This window comes from uncultured Roseicyclus sp. (assembly GCF_937892565.1).
GTDB lineage: Bacteria > Pseudomonadota > Alphaproteobacteria > Rhodobacterales > Rhodobacteraceae > Roseicyclus.
The window spans coordinates 57,437-70,092 of the sequence record NZ_CALAHQ010000004.1 but is presented as its reverse complement, the minus strand read 5'-3'; the positions used below and the strand labels follow the sequence as shown (position 1 = coordinate 70,092).

13 protein-coding genes and 1 riboswitch are annotated in these 12,656 nt (G+C 65.8%); of the genes, 10 read left to right on the top strand and 3 right to left on the bottom strand.

Annotated features, from left to right (window positions below):
- The first annotated feature begins 417 nt into the window (after window positions 1-417).
- On the top strand, window positions 418-1,143 hold the full coding sequence (locus Q0094_RS00440; RefSeq protein ID WP_297614061.1) for a class II aldolase and adducin N-terminal domain-containing protein: 726 nt from the start codon (window positions 418-420) through the stop codon (window positions 1,141-1,143).
- 66 nt (window positions 1,144-1,209) lie between these two features.
- On the opposite strand, the gene Q0094_RS00435 is transcribed toward Q0094_RS00440, so the two are convergent.
- Genes Q0094_RS00435 through Q0094_RS00425 form a run of 3 tightly spaced genes read right to left on the bottom strand, consistent with a single transcriptional unit; the run spans window position 1,210 to window position 4,243 of the window.
- Window positions 1,210-2,238, bottom strand: coding sequence for a substrate-binding domain-containing protein (locus Q0094_RS00435; protein WP_297614059.1), 1,029 nt, complete (start codon window positions 2,236-2,238; stop codon window positions 1,210-1,212).
- Window positions 2,208-3,578, bottom strand: a complete 1,371-nt coding sequence (locus Q0094_RS00430; RefSeq protein ID WP_297614056.1) for a sensor histidine kinase — start codon at window positions 3,576-3,578, stop codon at window positions 2,208-2,210. The genes Q0094_RS00435 and Q0094_RS00430 overlap by 31 nt, the downstream gene beginning before the upstream one ends.
- Window positions 3,575-4,243, bottom strand: coding sequence for a response regulator transcription factor (locus Q0094_RS00425; protein ID WP_297614054.1), 669 nt, complete (start codon window positions 4,241-4,243; stop codon window positions 3,575-3,577). Before Q0094_RS00425 ends, Q0094_RS00430 begins: the two co-directional genes overlap by 4 nt.
- 123 nt (window positions 4,244-4,366) lie before the next feature.
- Here Q0094_RS00425 and Q0094_RS00420 point away from each other — a divergent pair, with 123 nt between their 5' ends.
- The 9 genes from Q0094_RS00420 to Q0094_RS00380 all read left to right on the top strand — a co-directional run bounded on the left by Q0094_RS00420 (window position 4,367) and on the right by Q0094_RS00380 (window position 12,618).
- Window positions 4,367-5,347 carry a tripartite tricarboxylate transporter substrate binding protein gene (locus Q0094_RS00420; protein WP_297614052.1) on the top strand — a complete coding sequence of 327 codons (981 nt, stop codon included), beginning with the start codon at window positions 4,367-4,369 and terminating at the stop codon, window positions 5,345-5,347.
- A 121-nt stretch (window positions 5,348-5,468) separates the two neighbouring features.
- Window positions 5,469-5,966, top strand: coding sequence for a tripartite tricarboxylate transporter TctB family protein (locus Q0094_RS00415; RefSeq protein ID WP_297614050.1), 498 nt, complete (start codon window positions 5,469-5,471; stop codon window positions 5,964-5,966).
- A 12-nt stretch (window positions 5,967-5,978) separates the two neighbouring features.
- Window positions 5,979-7,493, top strand: coding sequence for a tripartite tricarboxylate transporter permease (locus tag Q0094_RS00410; protein ID WP_297614048.1), 1,515 nt, complete (start codon window positions 5,979-5,981; stop codon window positions 7,491-7,493).
- Window positions 7,483-8,688 carry a CaiB/BaiF CoA-transferase family protein gene (locus Q0094_RS00405; protein ID WP_297614046.1) on the top strand — a complete coding sequence of 402 codons (1,206 nt, stop codon included), beginning with the start codon at window positions 7,483-7,485 and terminating at the stop codon, window positions 8,686-8,688. Before Q0094_RS00410 ends, Q0094_RS00405 begins: the two co-directional genes overlap by 11 nt.
- Entirely contained in the window at window positions 8,685-9,458 is a 774-nt protein-coding gene (locus Q0094_RS00400) for a citryl-CoA lyase (RefSeq protein WP_297614044.1), read from the top strand. Before Q0094_RS00405 ends, Q0094_RS00400 begins: the two co-directional genes overlap by 4 nt.
- Window positions 9,459-9,498: 40 nt before the next feature.
- Window positions 9,499-9,597: riboswitch (TPP riboswitch) on the top strand.
- A gap of 60 nt (window positions 9,598-9,657) precedes the next feature.
- The gene (gene thiM / locus Q0094_RS00395; RefSeq protein WP_297614042.1) at window positions 9,658-10,446 is read left to right on the top strand and encodes a hydroxyethylthiazole kinase; all 789 of its coding nucleotides are present in this window, start codon (window positions 9,658-9,660) and stop codon (window positions 10,444-10,446) included.
- Window positions 10,443-11,054, top strand: a complete 612-nt coding sequence (gene thiE, locus Q0094_RS00390) for a thiamine phosphate synthase (RefSeq protein WP_297614040.1) — start codon at window positions 10,443-10,445, stop codon at window positions 11,052-11,054. Before thiM ends, thiE begins: the two co-directional genes overlap by 4 nt.
- Entirely contained in the window at window positions 11,051-11,857 is an 807-nt protein-coding gene (gene thiD, locus Q0094_RS00385; RefSeq protein WP_297614038.1) for a bifunctional hydroxymethylpyrimidine kinase/phosphomethylpyrimidine kinase, read from the top strand. Before thiE ends, thiD begins: the two co-directional genes overlap by 4 nt.
- Window positions 11,854-12,618, top strand: coding sequence for a 3-oxoacyl-ACP reductase (locus Q0094_RS00380; protein WP_297614036.1), 765 nt, complete (start codon window positions 11,854-11,856; stop codon window positions 12,616-12,618). The genes thiD and Q0094_RS00380 overlap by 4 nt, the downstream gene beginning before the upstream one ends.
- Window positions 12,619-12,656 lie beyond the last annotated feature (38 nt).

Sequence of the window (12,656 nt, the reverse complement as noted above, 5' to 3'; positions counted from 1 at the left end):
GGACGGGCGCGGGGGTCGTGGTGGCTGTGATCGGGGTCATGGGCATCCTCGTTTCCTGACAATCTGGCCCATCCGGGCCAAAGGGGCGTGCTGCGACCGGGCCTCGGCCAAGGCTCCGCCCTTGCGGGGCAAAGCCCACATCCGGCGAATGGCCAAAGCCCGTTTCGGGCACAGGTGGAGGTCGTGAGATGACTTTGACTCAAGATGCGGATGATTCATTGACGGTGATCATTATATTGATCGCAACCGGATGGTGTCGGTTCGGTTGCGGAAAGAATTCAATCAAATATCTGAATTAATGAGATAATTTTTCTGTCCCGCTGCCATGGGCCGGGGGGTTGGCCCGCATGGCTTCGGGATGGACGCAGCGTCTTGGCCCGGTTAGCCTGATGCAGGTCACCAACCAAGGGAGCGATCATGGACCATTCTGAGACCCGTGCCGATCTGGCTGCCGCCTTTCGCCTGACCGCGCGCGAAGGGATGAACGAAGGGGTTGCCAATCATTTCTCGATGGCGGTCAACGCCGATGGCACGCAATTCCTGATCAATCCGCGCCGCCATTTCAGCCGCATCCGCGCCTCGGATCTGTGGGTGATCGACGCCAACGACCCGGACACCGCCAAGGGCCACGATGCCCCCGATCCGACCGCCTGGGGTCTGCATGCCAGCCTGCACCGCCATGTGCCGCATGCACGCTGTGCCATGCATGTGCATTCGACCTATGCCACGGTTCTGGCCAGCCTGGCCGACAGCCGTTTGCCGCCCATCGATCAAAGCTCGGCGATGTTTCACAACCGCATCGTGATCGATGAACACTACGGTGGTCTGGCCCTTGAGCAAGAAGGCACGCGCTGCGCGCAGATGTTCCAGGATCCCTCGATCCGCACCATGGTGATGGGCAATCACGGGGTGCTGGTGATCGGCGAGACGGTCGCGGAAACCTTCATGCGGATGTATTATTTCGAGCGCGCCGTGCGGACCTATATCATCGCGCTGTCGACCGGGCGGCCCTTGCGCGAGCTCTCGCCCGAGGTGGCCGAGATCACCGCCCGCCAGCAAGAGGGCGACCCCCAGGCCGAGGCTGATTTCATGCGCGGCATGCGCTTGGTGCTTGATACGGAAAGCCCCGATTACGCCCATTGACAGGTTCCGCATGCCCGGCACGCGTTGCTCACGCGTGCCGGCGGGCGCCATGGTCTGGCCCCGCGCCTAGCGCTGTTCCATGGCATTTTCCCATTCGGCCAGAAAGGCGCGCCGGTTCAGCGGATCGAGATAGACCATCAGCGCGGGGCCCAGCCGGATCGGGCTGAACCCTGCCTCATCCACGCCGCCCGACTGTCCCAGAGGGGGCAGGGGCCAGTCGTCAGCCGTGGTCCTTAGCCCGGTTTCCAGCAACAGATCGATCAGCGCGCCGGCTGCCTCTACCTGTTGGGCCATGCGCGGAATGATCGCGGTGCGCAGCATGATATTCTCGAAATCCTCCATCCGCAGGATTTGCACCCGCCCGCCGGAATCCCGCGCCAACCGCTCGGCGGCATAGCTTCCAAGCACGTTGTAGGCGACCGCCAGACGCCCCGTCGCCACATCATCGATCATCTGGCCCGAGCAGCAGTAAAGCTGTGGGTCAAGCCGCCCCATCACCTCGGCCAGTCGCCAATAGACGTCGGTTGACCGGGTTTCCTTGGTGGCAAAGAGATATCCCAGCCCGCTCTCGCGCACATCATAGGTGCCGACCGCGCCATGAAAGCGCTGCGGATGGTCGCGCAACAGCGCGATCAGTTCCTGGCGTGTCGCCGGAAGCGGCAGCCCCGCGATGCGTTCGGCATTGACCACCACGACCGCGCGTTCGGCGCTGAAGGCAAAGATCAGGTCGCGCCAGCGCGCCCAATCGGGCAGATCGGCGGTGATGGGCGAGCGATAGCTGCGCGCGAACCCGTCATTGGCCAGTTGGAATTGCAGATCCATCGCCGATGACAACGCCAGATCAAAGGGCGCGCCATCGCGGATCGCTGCGGCCAGATCGGCCGATGAGGTGACGGTGTAATCGATCCCGATGTCGGGGCGCTGTTGCTGAAACGCCAGCAGATAGGGCGTGAACACCGCCAGATCGGCGGTCGAGATGATGCGCAGCACCCGCGTGCCCGTGCCGGGGTAGAACCGCTGTTCCTCGACCTCAAAGGCCAGAACCGGCCCAGCCAGCCCAAGGATCAGGCCAAGGGCAAGACCAAGGATACGCATGCGCCCCTCCCATGTTCGCCATGTTGCAGATCCAGATGCCCGCCATGGGCCACGACCACGTCGCGCGCGATGGTCAGGCCCAGCCCCGACCCGACGATCCCGGCGGTGTTTGCGCCCCGGCGAAACCGTTCGGTCAGCATCTCGGTCGGTCCATCGCCCAGGCCCGGCCCCTCATCGGTGATGGTGATGCGGCCCATCTTGCCCACTGTGGTCAAGGTGATGGTGACGGTCGTGTCCTCGGGCGAATACTTGATCGCGTTGTCCAGCACATTGCGCAACGCGCTGTCGAGCAACACCGCATCGCCCGCAACCGCCACCGGAACCAGATCAAGATGCAGTCGGATATCGCGCAAAGCGGCCGTCGCTTCGAGCGTGGCGGCGGTTTGTCGGGCCAAGTCGGCCAGATCGATCGGATCGCGCGCCAGATCATCGGCGCGAAAGGCGACGGTGGCGTGGTCCAGCAATTGCCCCGCCGACCGAGAGCTTTCATCCACCGCCCGGATAATGCCACGCATCCTTTGGCGCTCGGTCTCGTCGCTGATGGTATGCAATGCAATTTCGGCCTGTGCGCGCACGGTGGCCAGCGGCGTGCGCACGCGGTGGGCGGCCTCGGCGATGAAATCCTCGGAACGGCGGATCGATTGCCCAAGCCGGTCCATCAGCCGGTTCAGCGCGCTCATCAGCGGGGCCAGCTCCGCCGGGGCCGCCCGCCGCAGCGGCCGCAGATCAGAGGGGCCGCGCCGCGACACGGCTGCCGCGATTTCGTTGAGCGGGCGCAGCGATGTGCGCGCGGCAATCGCCGACAGACCGACGGCGACGACGAAAAACCCCACCGACAAGGCCGCAGCCAGCCGCGACATCTCGGTCGCGATCTCATCGACGCCTTGCCGGGTCTGGGCGACCGTCACCGTGACGGGCACCGGCTGTGCGCCCGCCAGAACCACGCGCTGCACCGCGACCATGCGGATTGCTTCGCCAGAATAATCGCCGGTCTGGAAATGCACCCGCCCGGGCAAGAGCGCCTTGTCGGGGTCGGGCAGATCGGCGTAGCCGGTCAACAGCGCCCCCGCCGCCGTGACCCGATAAAACACCCGGTCCTCACCGATGGCGTCCAGCATCGAAAAGGCGGAATAGGGCAGTTCCAGCCGCACCTCGCCCTGTTCGCTGCGCAGTGTCTCGGCGATGGTGGTGGCCGATGCCACAAGCACATTGTCTTGCGTGCGTTCGGCCGCTTCGCGCGCCAGCCCGGTGACAAGGCTCCAGCTCAGGAACGACAAAAGGGCAGCCACCCCCGCCAGCAACAGCGTCAGACGACGCCCGATCGAACCTGTCGGCGTCACGCGGCCCCCGTTTCGATCCGGTAGCCCAGACCGCGCACCGTTTCGATCCTCAGGCCCACCGCCTCGATCCGGCGGCGCAAGCGGCCCACATAGACCTCGATCGCGTTTTCGGTAACGGCGGTGTCATAGGAAAACAACCGATCCATCAGATGCGCTTTCGACAGGATCTGTCCCGGATGGCGGGCAAAAACCTCGAGCAGGCGAATTTCGCGGTTCTTCAGCTCCAGCACGGTATCGCCGCGGCTGAGCGTGCCCGAGAGCGCGTCGAACACGCACGCGCCCAGGCTGATCTGGTTGCGCGCCGCCCCCCCACGGCGGCGCAGCACCGCCCGGCAGCGTGCCTCCAACTCCGAGAAATCGAATGGCTTGGTGATGTAGTCATCGGCCCCCTGATCGAGCGCGCCCACCCGGTCAGAGACCTGACTGCGCGCGGTCAGAACGATCACGGGCGTCTCAAGGCGGGTTCGGCTGCGCGCCAGAAAGACGCGCCCATCGCCATCGGGCAGCATCACGTCAAGCAAGATAAGGTCATAACTGGCCACAGCCAGACAATCCTCGGCCTCCGACAGGGTTGCTGCATGATCCACGGCATGACCATCAAGCACCAGCCGGCCGATCACGGCTTCGGCCAGTTCCTGATTGTCCTCGACCAGAAGATACCGCATCACCCCCCCCTTGCTCAGCCGCCCCGCCGGACGGCGTTTTCCCCTGTCAGGCTTCTGTCAGCTTGTCGTGATCGTGTCGCAGAATGGGCGGCACGGGACCGCCTGTCAAACGGGAGGACGATCATGAACACCTTTGGGTGGACCCGCCGCGCGCTTTTGGCTGCGGCAACTGCAACTTTGGCCGTTTCGGGCGTGGCAAAGGCACAGCCGATGATGGAAGCTGTTCATTTCCTGATCCCCGGCGGCGCCGGCGGCGGCTGGGATGGCACCGCGCGCGGCACGGGCGACGCGCTGGTCGCGGCGGGCCTGTTGGGCACGGTGACCTATGAAAACCTGTCGGGCGGCGGCGGCGGCGTGGCCATTGCAAGCCTGATCGAAAATGCGGCCTCGAGCGATGGCACCTTGATGGTCAATTCGACCCCCATCGTGATCCGCGCGCTGACCGGCGAGATTTCCCAAAGCTTCCGGGATCTGACCCCCGTGGCGGGCACCGTAGGCGATTACGCGGCCCTCGTGGTGACCGCCGACAGCCCCATCACCACGATGGAAGAGGCGCTGGCGATGTATCGCGCCGACGGGATCGGCTTTGCCATTGGCGGCGGTTCCGTTCCGGGTGGCATGGATCACCTTGTGGCCGCGATCGTGATGCAGGCCGCGGGCGAGGATCCGACCGCCTTCAACTATGTCGGCTATGATGCCGGCGGCGAAGCGATGGCGGGCCTTCTGTCGGGCGAGATCGACGCGCTGTCCACCGGCTTTTCCGAGGCCATTGCCCTTTCGGCGCAAGGTGTCGTGCGCATTCTGGGCGTGACCGCGCCCGAGCGCGTGCCCGCGTCGGCCGACACGCCGACCTTTGTCGAACAGGGGATCGACGCGCAGTTCGTCAACTGGCGCGGTTTCTTTGCCGCCCCCGGCATGGATGCGGCCAAGGTCGAAGCCTATCAGGCGCTGCTGGCGGCGATGCTGGAAACCCCGGAATGGGAAGCCACCCGCGCCAGCATGGGTCTGGTCAACATCTGGCGTCCCGGCGCGGAATTCACCGAATTCCTCGAGGCGCAGGAAACGCAGCTTGGCGATCTGATGCGCCAGCTTGGCTTCCTCTGACCCACAAGGGGGGGCGCCCGCCTTTGGCGCGGCGCCCCCTGCTTGGGCCGGGCTGCCGCGCGACAGGGCGCAGTCCGGCCCTCTTTGCCTGAACCGATCCCCAACCCCGGGAGGGATGACCATGGCGCTGGATCGCTGGGTCGCGCTGGCCTTCATCACGCTGTGCTGCGTGTATGGCTATGCCGCCTTTTTCACGATGGATGACAGCTTGCCGCCGATCTTGCGGCGCAATCCGATCTGGCCCTCGACCTTCCCCAAGATGCTGACGGTTGCGGGCATCATCGTGGGCATGATGGTGCTGTTTGCGCCCAGATCCGCAAATTCCCCCAAGCCCACCGCCACGTCGGATGGCACGATGGATATCACCCGGCTGCGCGACTATCAGATCATCCCGGCGCTGGCGCTGGTGGTCTTGATGATCGGCTATGCGATGACATTGCGCCCGCTCGGGTTTCTGGGCTCGACGACCCTGTTTCTCATGCTGGGCGCGATGATCCTTGGCGAGCGCAAGTTCCACATCCTGATCCCCGTATCCGCGCTGGCTGCGTGGTCGATCTGGTATCTGGTGCAGGAGGTGCTGGGCATATTCCTGCGCCCTTGGCCGGCTTTTCTGGCCTGAGGAGGGCGCATGATGCTTGAAGGTCTCCTGCTTGGTCTGGCCGCTGCGGTCACGCCCTTCAACCTGATGATGGTCGTGCTGGGCTGCGTGATCGGCACCGTCATCGGGATGCTGCCGGGGCTGGGGCCGATGTCGATCATCGCCATCATGATCCCGGTGGCGATCAGCATCGGCGATCCCGCTTCGGCGCTGATCTTGCTGTCGGGGGTCTATTACGGCGCGATTTTCGGTGGCTCGACATCATCCATCCTGCTCAACGCGCCGGGGGTCGCGGGCACGGTCGCCACCAGCTTTGACGGCTATCCCATGGCGCGCAAGGGGATGGCGGGCAAGGCGCTGACCATTGCCGCCATTGCCAGTTTCGCGGGCGGCACGATCGGCACGATCTTGTTGATGATCTTTGCGCCCGCCTTGTCCTCGGTGGCGCTGTTGTTCCATTCGGCCGAATATTTCGCCCTGATGGTGGTGGGGCTGTCGGCCATCGCGGCCTTTGCGGGCACGGGTCAGGTCGGCAAGGCGCTGATGATGACGATCCTTGGCCTGATGATGGGCACGGTGGGCGAGGGCGCGCTTTCGAACATGCCGCGCTTCACCTTTGGCATCATGGAGCTGCAATCGGGCTTTTCCTTCATCACGCTGGCCATGGCGATGTTTGCGCTGCCCGAGGCGCTGTTTTTGGTGATGAACCCCGCCCGCGCGGCCACCGGGGCCGGCGGCAAGATCACCAATCTGCGCATCAGCCGCGCCGAGGCGCGCACCATCGCCCCGGTGATCGGGCGCCAATCGCTGCAAGGGTTCTTTATCGGCGTTCTGCCCGGCGCCGGGGCAACCATCGCCTCGTTCCTTGGCTATGCGGTCGAACGCAATCTGGCCAAGGGCAAGGAGCAAGAGGAATTCGGCCATGGCTCGATCAAGGGGCTGGCAGCACCCGAGACGGCCAACAACGCGGCTTGCAGCGGGTCCTTCGTGCCGCTGTTGACCTTGGGCATCCCGGGATCGGGGACCACCGCGATCCTTTTGGGTGCGCTTCTGGCGCTGAGCGTCACACCGGGCCCGCGCTTGATGGTCGATGAGCCCGACGTGTTCTGGGCGGTCATCGTCTCGATGTATATCGGCAATCTGGTGCTGTTGATGCTGAACTTGCCGCTGATCCCCTATATCGCAAAAATCCTCACGATCCCAAGGCAGTATCTGATCCCCTTCATCTTGTTTTTCACCTTGATGGGCAGCTACATCGGGCAAAACAATTCCACCGAACTGCTGATCCTGGTGGGCTTCGGGGTGATCGCAACGATTTTGCGCTTTGCCGATTATCCGCTGGCGCCGCTTTTGATCGGGTTCATCCTTGGCACGATGATGGAGGATAATTTTGCCCGCGCGATGCAGCTTTATCAGGGCTTTGGCTTTATCCTCGATCGGCCGATGACCTTGGGTCTGTTGGTGCTTGCGGCCATTTTGGTGGTGCTGCCAAGCTATCGGGCGCGCCGGGCGCGGCTCAGGGCGGCGGGCGTGGCCGATGGCGACTGACGCAACCGCGCCCCTTGCAGGGGTGCGGGTTCTTGATCTGACCAATGTGCTGGCGGGGCCGTTTGCCTGCCAGCAGCTTGCCCATCTGGGCGCCGAGGTGATCAAGATCGAGGCTGTGGGGCGCGGCGATCTGGCCCGCAATCTGGGTGCCGATCCCGCCTTGTCGGCACGCGGCATGGGGATCAGCTTTCTGGCGCAGAATGCGGGGAAATCCTCGATCACGCTCAATCTCAAGGATCCGCGCGGGCGCGTGATTCTGGAACGGCTGGTGGCAGACGCCGATGTGCTGGTCGAAAACTTCCGCCCCGGCGTGATGGATCGGCTGGGGGTGGGGCCCGATCATCTGCGGGGCCTGACCCCACGGCTGATCTATTGCGCCATCTCGGGCTTTGGTCAGACCGGCCCATGGGCAGACCGCCCTGCCTATGATCAGATCGTGCAAGGCGCCGCAGGCGTCATGGCGATCACGGGCGACAGCGCCAGCGCGCCCTTGCGCGTGGGCTATCCGCTGGCCGACACGATCGGCGGGCTGACGGCGGCCATGGCCATCGGGGCCGCGCTCAATGCCCGCCCGCGCGGCGCCTTCATCGATGTCTCGATGCTCGAGGCTGTCTTGGCGACGATGGGGTGGGTGGTGTCGAACCATCTGGTGGGGGGCATCGCGCCGCAACCGCAGGGCAATGAAAACCCGACATCCGCCCCCTCGGGAACCTTTCAATGCCGCGATGCGCCCATCAACATCGCCGCCAATACCGATGAGCAATGGGTTGCACTGGCCCGCCATCTGGGGCGGGCCGATCTGTGTGAGAACCCCGATTTCGCCACCCGCGAGGATCGCAAGCGCAACCGCCACCGCCTGCGGGCCGAGCTTGAATGCGTGCTGACCACGCGGCCCGCCGAGATCTGGGCCGAGCAATTGGCCACCATCGGCGTGCCGGCAGGCGCGGTGATGAGCGTGCCCGCGATCCTGGCCCATCCCCAGATCACCAGCCGCGATTTCATCGGTCGGTTCGACGATGTGCCGGGCCTGGGCCGGGCGGTCGATCTGGTGCGGCTTGGGGCGATGATCGATGGCGCGCGCCCCAGCGTGACGGCCCCGCCCCCCGCCCTTGGCCAGCACAGCGATGACATCTTGCAGCGCCTTGGCTATGACGCGGAGCAGATCCAAACCCTGCGCGCGGAGGGCGTGATTTGACCGACACAAACGATGTCGCCGATTGGTGGCGCACCCGCATCATCGATATGGAACCGGGGCGCATCACCTTGCGCGGTCATCCGGTGCAAGAGTTGATCGGCACGATCGGTTTTGCGCCGATGATCTGGCTGATGGTGATGGGCGACAAGATCGAAGGCCCGCGCGCGGCCCTGTTCGAGGCGGCCCTGGTTTCGGCGGTCGATCATGGCCCGCAAGCCCCTTCCATTGCTGCGGCGCGCATGGCGGCGACCTGTGGTGTGGGTCTGCAATCGGCCATGGCCACGGGGCTGAACATGCTGGGCGATGTGCATGGGGGCGCGGGCGAACAGGCGGTGGCGCTGTATCATGCCGTGGCTGATGCCGATGATCTGGCGCGCGGTCTGGATCAATGGCGGGCGACACATGGCCGCTACCTGCCGGGATTTGGCCACAGGTTTCACAAACCCGTCGACCCGCGCGCCCCGCGCTTGTTGGCGTTGGTCGATGCGGCCGCCGCGCAAGGGGCGGTGTCTGGCCGTTTCGCCGGCATCGCGCGCGCCATCGGCGCGCATCTGGAGGGTGAGCGGGGCAAGCCCGTCGCGCTCAACATCGATGGGGCCACGGCCGTGATCTTTGCCGAACTGGGTTGCCCCGCGCCGCTTGCGCGGGGGTTTTTCGGCCTGTCGCGGTCGGTCGGCATCCTGGCCCATGCCTGGGAGCAACGCGAGCAAGGCGGCCGCAACAAGGGCCCGACCCCGCCCGGTTATCGCTGGACCTTTGATCCATCCTGATCTCGCCATCTTGACAAGACCGCCTTTGGCTATGATTCCTGTCGTGTGACGGGGGCGTCCGGGCATGGGTCCGGGCTGAGAAGCACCCTTTGAACCTGAACCAGATCATGCTGGCGTAGGGAGTCCGTGACCGGGTGCATCGGGGCCATAAGCCTGCAGGCGCCCGCCATCGGCCTCCCCCCAGCTGCGGGAGGACAAGATGGACACGACCGGCCACCATTTGCACCAGATGCGCGCCACCGCGCCCTTGGTGCACAACATCACCAATTTCGTCGCCATGAACATCATGGCCAATGTGCTGCTGGCCGCAGGTGCGTCGCCCGCCATGGTCCATGCGCGCGAGGAGGTGGCGGAGTTCGCAGGTCTTTCGCAGGCGTTGACCGTCAATATCGGCACGCTTGACGCCCCATGGGCCGAGGCGATGGAGACGGCCGCCGCCGTCATGGCGGGTTTGGGGCGGCCTTGGGTGCTGGACCCGGTGGGGGTGGGGGCCACGCGCTTTCGGCAAGATGTCTGCGCGCGGCTGATGCGGTTGCGCCCCGATGTGATCCGGGGCAATGCGTCGGAAATCCTGGCCCTGTCGGGGATCGGGGCCAAGGGGCGGGGCGCGGACGCCGCCGATCCGGTCGAGGCGGCCGAAGCGGCCGCACGCGATCTGGCGGCGCGCACGGGCGCTGTCGTGGCGGTATCCGGTCCGGTCGATTACATCACCGATGGCGTATCGGCCTATCACGTCGCCAACGGTCATGCGCTGATGCCGCGCGTGACCGCCTTGGGCTGTTCGCTCAACGGTGTGATCGCGGCGTTTCTGGTGGGCCAGCCCGCGCTTTGCGCAACCGCTGCCGCCATGGCCTATTACGGGCTTGCGGGCGAGCGCGCGGCGCACGCCGCCACTGGCCCCGGCGGGTTTCAAGCCGCCTTTCTGGATGCGCTCTACACCATCACGCCCGAGGATCTGAGCATGGGCGCGCGGATCACACGCGCATGAAGGGCCCGCTTTACGTCGTGACCGATCCAGAGGCTGCGCTGCCCGTGCCAGATCAGGTGCGGGCGGCGGCCAAGGGCGGGGCGCGGATCATCCAGATCCGTGACAAGACCGCGCCCGATGCCCGGATCGCGGCGCTTGTGCATGCGCTTTTGCCCGAGATGGCGGCGCTGGGCGTGTGCCTGATCGTCAATGACCGGGTCGAGGTGGCGCTGGCCGTGGGCGCGCATGGGCTTCATATCGGTCAAGGCGATGGCGATCCGGTGGCGATCCGTCGGCGTCTGCCACCGGGGATGATCCTTGGCCTGTCGATCGAGACCGAGGCACAGGCCAGACATGTGCCCCCTTGCGTCGATTATGCGGGCGTGGGCCCGGTGCGCGCCACACCGACAAAGCCCGACCACGCCGCCCCCATCGGGTTTGCGGGGCTGGCGCGCATCACCGCGCTTTTGCCCGTGCCAAGCTATGCCATTGGCGGGATCAGGCCCGGCGATGCGGCAGCGCTGCGCGGGGCAGGGGCCGTCGGCATGGCCGTGGTCAGCGCGGTGACGCGCGCGGCCGACCCGGTGGCGGCTGCCCGCGCTCTGATTGAAGAATGGAACACGCCATGATCCCCAATATCCTGTCGATCGCCGGGTCCGACCCCTCGGGGGGCGCGGGCATTCAGGCCGATCTCAAGGCAATTTCAGCGACGGGCGGCTACGCCATGGCCGCGATCACGGCGCTGACCGCACAAAACACCCAAGGCGTGCGCGCCGTGCAGATGATCGAACCCGCGATGGTGACGGCACAGATCGCCGCGATCCGGGCCGATATCACGCTTCACGCGGTCAAGATCGGCATGCTGGGCACGCCGCCGATCATTCGCGCGGTGATGAACGCGCTGGACGGGCTCGATGTGCCCATCGTGCTTGACCCGGTGATGGTGGCCAAAAGCGGCGATCGCCTGCTTCTGGCCGCGGCGGTGGCGGCGCTCCGCGCGGTCTTGCCGCACGCCACGGTCATCACCCCGAACCTGCCCGAAGCGGCCGATCTTTTGGGCCAGCCCGAGGCCATCAGCCGCGATCAGATGGAGGCACAGGCCCGCGCGCTTTTGGCTTTGGGCCCACGGGCGGTGCTGCTCAAGGGCGGGCACCTGCCGGGGGCCGATTGTCCCGATCTTTTGGCGGGGCCAGGGGGGGTCACCTGGTTGGCCGGCCCGCGCCAGATCACCCGCAAGACCCATGGCACGGGCTGCACGCTGTCATCGGCGCTGGCCTGCTTCTTGGGCCACGGGCTTTCCCTCGATCAGGCCGCAGCACGGGCCAAGGATTACGTGGCCCGCGCGATCGCCCATGCCGATGCGCTGAATGTGGGCCTTGGCCATGGCCCCACCCATCATTTCCACGCCTTTCAAAAGGATGCTCTCACATGACCCGTTCGCTTGCCGATCAAACCGTTCTTGTCACCGGCGCGGGCCGGGGCTTGGGTGGCGCCATCGCGCGCGCCTTTGCCCGTGAAGGGGCGCGGGTCGCGATCAACTATCGCCAGAGCCGCGAGGCGGCCCATGCTTTGGCCGCCGCGCTTGGCCCCCGCACAGCCGCCTTTCAGGCCGATGTGACCGATCCCGAAGCGGTCGCGGCGATGGTCGAGCAGATCACCGCACGGCTTGGTGCGCCCGATGTGCTGGTCCATAACGCGCTGGCCGATTTCGCCTTTAACGGCGATGCGCGCCGCAGCCTCGACCAGATGACATGGTCCGAGATTGCCGCACAGGCGCAAACCGCAGTGGGCGGCGCGCTGCACTGCATCACGGCGCTCAGGCCCCATTTCGCCGCCCAAGGCTATGGGCGCGTCATCACCATCGGCACGAATTTGATGCAAAATCCGGTCGTGCCCTATCACGACTACACGGCCGCCAAGGGCGCGCTGCTGGCGCTGACGCGCACGGCCGCCAAGGAACTTGGACCCTTGGGGGTGACGGTCAACATGGTCTCGGGCGGGCTGTTGCGCACAACGGACGCAAGTGCTGCCACGCCCGAGTTCGTGTTCGACATCGTGGCCGCCCAAACGCCCCTTGGCCATGTGACCACCCCGGCCGAGATGGCCGATGCGGTGCTGTTTTTCGCCTCACCCTGGGCGCGCGCGGTGACGGGGCAGAACCTGATCGTGGATGGCGGCTTGGTCTTTGGGTGAGCGGCGGCCATCCATTCCGGCTGTGCTGACAGGGCAGC